We start from the raw sequence: 6,103 nt of genomic DNA, 5'->3' as shown, positions 1-6,103 counted from the left end.
TCTATAAAAAAAACTATAGATGGCTTGTTATTTGCCTTTCCAGAAGAATTTGAGCCTTCATCTATATCTGGAACTATTTATTTTCAGAGATTATCAAATGATAAAATAGATTTTCAACTTCCAATTAAACTTGAGACAAATCAATATTTGATTAAAAATGAAACCTTAGTTCAAGGGAGGTGGGATGTTAAAATTGAATGGAATGTTGATGAAAACAAGTATTTGTTCAAGGAAAAAATAATGTACTAATATGCTATGGACTGCGTTGGTTTTAGGTCTAGCTGGAAGTTTTCATTGTATTGGTATGTGCGGACCAATTGCATTTGTATTACCTGTTGATAGAACATCTAAATCAAAATTAATATTTCAAACATTTTTATACCATTTTGGAAGAATTCTTAGCTATTCTTTAATTGGTTTACTTTTTGGATTTATAGGTAAAGGACTCTATTTAGCTGGTTTTCAACAGCGTTTATCTATTTTAATGGGAGTTGTAATGATTGCCATTGTTTTAATCCCAGTATCTATATTTAATAAATACAATTTTTCTAAACCTTTATATAAGATTATAGGAAAAGTTAAGCAAAAATTGGGTTTGTATTTAACTAAAAAATCAAATAAAGCATTATTTCTAATCGGTTTTTTTAATGGATTTTTACCTTGTGGATTAGTTTATATGGCACTACTTGGTTCAATTTCAACGGGTAATGCGTTTAATGGTTCTTTATATATGGCAATTTTTGGAATAGGAACAATTCCTTTAATGACAGGTGCAATATTTTTAGGAAATTTTGTAAATTTATCATTAAGAAATAAAATTCAAAAAGCAATTCCAGTTTTTGTTGTTATTATAGGATTATTATTTATATTAAGAGGATTAGGATTAGGGATACCTTATATCTCTCCTTCTGATGCAAAATTGCAAATATCAAACAATCCAGCTGATTGTATAACCATTGAAAAGGCAGAATAATAGTATGGCAAACACTCCAGGTTTAACAAAAGAAGATTTCGAAAGAGCAACTTCTAATAAAGAAATTTTAGAAATTATTAATGAGAAAAATATTAATATTGATAAAGTTAAAAATAGATTATTTTATGAAGATGAACTCAAAAAACTTCAAATTGAGTTAGTAAAATTACAACGTTGGATTTCTAAAAATAAAAAAAGAGTAGCAATTATTTTCGAAGGTAGAGATGCTGCAGGAAAGGGCGGTAATATTAGAAGGTTTACAGAGCATTTAAACCCAAGATCTACTCGTTTAGTCGCACTTACAAAACCTACAGAAGTTGAACGTGGACAATGGTATTTTAGACGTTATATAAAAGAATTACCAAATTCAGGTGAAATTGTATTTTTTGATAGAAGTTGGTATAATAGAGCCGTGGTAGAGCCAGTTATGGGTTTTTGTAGCGAGTCTCAATACGAAAATTTTATGGTACAAGTTCCAGAATTTGAACATATGCTTTATGAAGATAATTTAGTGCTAATTAAGTTTTGGTTTTCTATTTCAAAAGACGAGCAGTTGTCCAGATTTAATGCAAGAATAGAAACACCATTAAAAAGGTGGAAATTTAGTCCTGTAGATAGAAAAGGACAAGAACTTTGGGATGATTATACGCATTACAAAGAACAAATGTTTAGTAAAACCCATACAAGTTATAGTCCTTGGATAATAGTTAGGGCCAATAATAAAAAAGTGGCACGTTTAGAAAGTATTAGGTATGTATTATCTCAATTTAATTACGAAGGTAAAGATAAAGCACTTACAACTTTATTACCAGATCCAAATATTATTATGAGATACCATCGTTCATCAAAACAATTAGATTAATTATGGAAGAGTTTACTTTAACACCAGAAAACGTAGAAATTCTTAATACAAACAAAGGACTTACTGCATTATTATCTAGAGAACCGTATAATTTAGAAAGAGCTGTAAGATATGTTAAGTACGAGAAACGCTTAAAAAAGCTTCAGATTGAATTAATAAGATTACAAACTTGGGCTATTAATCAAAACGAACGAATTATTATAATTTTTGAAGGTCGAGATGCTGCTGGAAAAGGTGGTGCTATTAGACGTGCAACAGAACGAATGAATCCAAGGCATATAAAAAAACTTGCCTTACCTAGACCTACTTTAGATGAGAAAACACAATGGTATTTTCAGCGTTATGTGAATCAATTTCCAAAGGGTGGTGAAATTATTTTTTTCGATAGAAGTTGGTACAATAGAGCAGTAGTTGAACCTGTAAATGGATTTTGTACGCAAGCAGAATATGAAATTTTTATGAATCAGGTAAATGATTTTGAACGTATGATTACCGAATCTGGAATTCGTTTGGTAAAAATTTATATGTCTATTTCTAAAAAAGAACAAGCAAAACGTTTTGAAGATATTAGAAATAATCCATTAAAACAATGGAAAATGACTCCTGTTGATGAAAGAGCACAAGAGTTATGGGATGTTTATACGGATTATAAAAGTAAAATGTTTGAAAAAACTGTAAATAATGCCGTTAGCTGGAAAATAATTAGAGCGAATAAAAAAACAATTGCGAGAGTAAACGCAATCAATCATATTTTAAAAAGTATTCCGTACGATAAAAACCTTGAAATATAGAATGTAAAGTATCAACCGTTTTCTTTCTCCAGATTTGCTAAATCTAAAATTGCTAAAATGAAAACAAATAAAGAATTAGAATTAGTCTGGAACTTTGTTAATAATACAGATCGAAATGTATTTTTAACAGGGAAAGCAGGTACAGGTAAAACTACTTTTTTACACAAATTAAAGAATGAATCTTTAAAACGCATGGTTGTAGTTGCTCCAACCGGAGTTGCCGCTATTAATGCGAAAGGGATGACAATTCATTCCTTTTTTCAAATGCCGTTTGGTCCCATTTTACCAGATTCAGAACAAAACAAAACTTCTAGTTTCAATAGAAAATTTAGCAAAACTAAAATCAATATTATTAGATCAATGGATTTATTAGTTATTGATGAAATAAGTATGGTGCGTTCAGATTTGTTAGATGGAATAGATAAAACATTAAGACGGTTTAAAAATAGAAACAAAGTTTTTGGAGGTGTTCAGTTATTAATGATTGGCGATTTACAACAATTATCGCCAGTAATTAAAGAAAACGAATGGGAATTATTAAAACCTTTTTATAAAAATGGCTTCTTTTTTAGTAGTCATTCTTACCAACAATGCAAACCTATTACTGTTGAGTTAAAGCACGTTTATAGACAAGATAACCAAAAGTTTATTGAAATTTTAAATGAAATTAGAAATAATACACTTTCCCAAGCTTCAGCTGATGAATTAAACAAACGTTATTTGCCAGATTTTGTTCCAAATGAAGATGATGGTTATATAGACTTAACAACACACAACAATAAAGCAGAAAAAACGAATATACTTGCATTAAATAAATTAAAAACTAAAGCACAAACTTACACTGCAAAAATTGAAGGTAAATTCCCGGAATTTTCTTATCCAAATAAAGAAGAGTTGGTTTTAAAAGTGGGGGCACAGGTACTATTTATAAAAAATGACAGCTCTCCTGAAAAACGCTACTTTAATGGTAAAATTGGAAAGGTAATTTTTATGGATAAAGATGAAGTAATTGTAAAATGTCCAAACGATGATGCCAACATTATAGTTAAACCAGAAATTTGGGAAAATATAAATTATACGGTACATACAGAAACTAAAGAAATTTCAGAAAACAGCATAGGATCATATACACAAATACCATTGCGATTGGCTTGGGCTATAACTATTCATAAAAGTCAAGGGTTAACTTTTGAAAAAGCTATAATAGATTCACAAGCTGCTTTTGCACATGGACAAACCTATGTAGCATTAAGTAGATGTAAATCTTTAGAAGGTTTGGTGTTAAAAAGCAGTATAAACTCTAGTCAGATTATTAGTGATAGCAATGTAATTTCGTTTAATAAAAATGCAGCAGAAAACCAGCCGGACGACCGAGTTTTACAAGAATCTAAATCAGAATTTCAGTTGAATTTAATTGCGGAATTATTCGATGTTTTTAATTTTCTTCAACCCGTTAATCGTGTTTTGGACTTATTTTATAAAAATAGAACTAGTATTGAAGGGAATTTAGAAACAACCTTTATTAGTATAAAAGATACAATTACAAATTTGTTGAAAATTGCAAACAATTTTAAAGCACAATTACAAACTTTAGCTAAATCTGAAACAGAACCAGAAGCTAATACTGCTATTCAGGAACGTTTTATTAAAGCTGTTGAATATTTTAATGAACAAATTACAACCAGTATAAATGAACCTTATAAAGCTTTTAATTATACAACAGATAATAAAGCTATTGAAAAAGATATTGATAAACAATTAGATACAATTGAAGAGCTTTTAGCTACTAAATTAGTTTACTTTAAAAATTTATCTACAGAATTTAAAACATTAAAGTTTTTAGAATTAAGAGCAAAGGCAGTTTTTTTAAACAAAGAAAAATCTAAGAAAACACGTAAAATTGTTATTGATGGAACATCAAATATTCAGTTATTTGAACGTTTACGTGAGTTGAGAGATTCCATTGCAAAAGATAATAATTTAGTTCATTTTCAGGTGTTTACGCAAAAATCTTTGTATGAAATGTGTGAGACCTTACCAACTAATAAAAATGAACTTTTAAAAGTGAATGGTTTTGGTAAAATTAGGGTTAAAAAATATGGCGATGCTATTTTAAAAGTTATTGGAGATTATTGGATTGAAAATGATATTGAAGTGTCAAATGAAATAGAAATTTTTGAAGAAACTAAACCAAAACAACAAAAAGGAGCTAGTAAAAAAATCACTTTAGAATTGTTTAAGTCTGGAAAAACTGTTTTTGAAATTGCAAAAGAAAGAGGCTTAACCGTGGGAACCATAACAGAACATCTCGCAGCTTTTATAGCTTCAAGAGAAGTAAAAGTCACAGATTTAATCTCAGAAAGTAATTTTAAAGAGTTAAAAGAACTTATTCCTACCTTAAATTTTGAAAATCTATCCGATTTAAAACACCAATTAGATGAAAAGTATTCTTACATCGATTTGCGTTTAGTTTTAAATGATTTAGAGAATTCTAAAAGCTAAAATTCACTAATCAAACTCACTTGTAAAATGCAATTTAACGGTAGGATATTTACTTTGTGTCATTTGGATTGTAAAGGATGAATCTGCTAAAAACACTAATTGTCCTTGTTTATCCTTTGCTAAAAAACGTTGTTTAACTCTTTTGAACTCTTTAAATTCTTCATTTTTAGGATCTTCAGGATGTACCCAACAAGCTTTGTGTACAGGTAAATTTTCGTAGCTACATTTAGCACCGTATTCGTGTTCTAAACGGTATTGAATTACTTCGTATTGAAGTGCTCCAACAGTTCCAATTATTTTTCTTCCGTTTAAGTCTAATGTAAATAATTGCGCTACACCTTCATCCATTAATTGATCTAAACCTTTAAATAATTGCTTAGATTTTAAAGGATCTGCATTGTTAACATAGCGGAAATGTTCTGGAGAAAAACTAGGAATTCCTTTAAAATTTAAGATTTCACCTTCGGTAAGTGTATCACCAATTTTAAAGTTACCACTATCTTGTATTCCAACAATATCTCCAGGAAAAGATTCATCTACAATTTCTTTCTTTTCTGCAAAAAAGGCATTTGGACTAGAAAACTTCATTTTTTTATTTAAACGCACATGTAAATAAGGGGCATTTCGTTTAAAAGTTCCTGAAACAATTTTTATAAAAGCCAATCTATTTCTATGATTTGGATCCATATTGGCGTGAATTTTAAACACAAAACCAGCTAATGTTTGCTCTTTAGAATTTACCAAACGCTCTTCAGCTTTTTTTGGTTGTGGAGATGGAGCAATTTCGATAAAACAATCTAACAATTCTTTTACACCAAAATTATTTAAAGCGGAACCAAAAAACACAGGTTGCTGTTCACCTTTTAAATAGGCTTCTTTATCAAAATCTGGATACACTTCGTGCATAATTTCTAAATCATCACGTAAATTATTAGCCCATTTTTCGCCAATAATAGTATCGAGTTCTGGAGTGTT

General features: G+C 29.3%; 5 protein-coding genes and 1 pseudogene. 5 read left to right on the top strand and 1 reads right to left on the bottom strand.

Annotated elements, in window-relative coordinates; genetic code table 11:
* The 5 genes from AB1Z17_RS02700 to AB1Z17_RS02680 form a co-directional block, all read left to right on the top strand.
* A partial coding sequence (locus tag AB1Z17_RS02700) for a FixH family protein (protein ID WP_368050249.1) occupies positions 1 to 249 on the top strand: 249 nt, incomplete at its 5' end.
* 1 nt (position 250) lies between these two features.
* Positions 251 to 973 carry a sulfite exporter TauE/SafE family protein gene (locus AB1Z17_RS02695; protein ID WP_368050248.1) on the top strand — a complete coding sequence of 241 codons (723 nt, stop codon included), beginning with the start codon at positions 251 to 253 and terminating at the stop codon, positions 971 to 973.
* Between the two features lie 4 nt (positions 974 to 977).
* Positions 978 to 1,835, top strand: a complete 858-nt coding sequence (ppk2, locus tag AB1Z17_RS02690) for a polyphosphate kinase 2 (protein WP_368050247.1) — start codon at positions 978 to 980, stop codon at positions 1,833 to 1,835.
* 2 nt (positions 1,836 to 1,837) lie between these two features.
* Positions 1,838 to 2,626 (top strand): polyphosphate kinase 2, encoded by a 789-nt coding sequence (gene ppk2 / locus AB1Z17_RS02685; protein ID WP_368050246.1) that lies wholly within the window; start codon positions 1,838 to 1,840, stop codon positions 2,624 to 2,626.
* A gap of 57 nt (positions 2,627 to 2,683) precedes the next feature.
* Positions 2,684 to 5,128, top strand: coding sequence for a helix-turn-helix domain-containing protein (locus AB1Z17_RS02680; protein ID WP_368050245.1), 2,445 nt, complete (start codon positions 2,684 to 2,686; stop codon positions 5,126 to 5,128).
* A gap of 6 nt (positions 5,129 to 5,134) precedes the next feature.
* Here the strand turns inward: AB1Z17_RS02680 and prfC are convergent.
* Positions 5,135 to 6,103: pseudogene (gene prfC / locus AB1Z17_RS02675) on the bottom strand (peptide chain release factor 3); the annotation flags it as partial.

It is taken from the genome of Lutibacter sp., from assembly GCF_040883305.1.
Taxonomy (GTDB): Bacteria; Bacteroidota; Bacteroidia; order Flavobacteriales; family Flavobacteriaceae; genus Lutibacter.
This window is presented reverse-complemented; position numbering and strand designations above follow the sequence as displayed.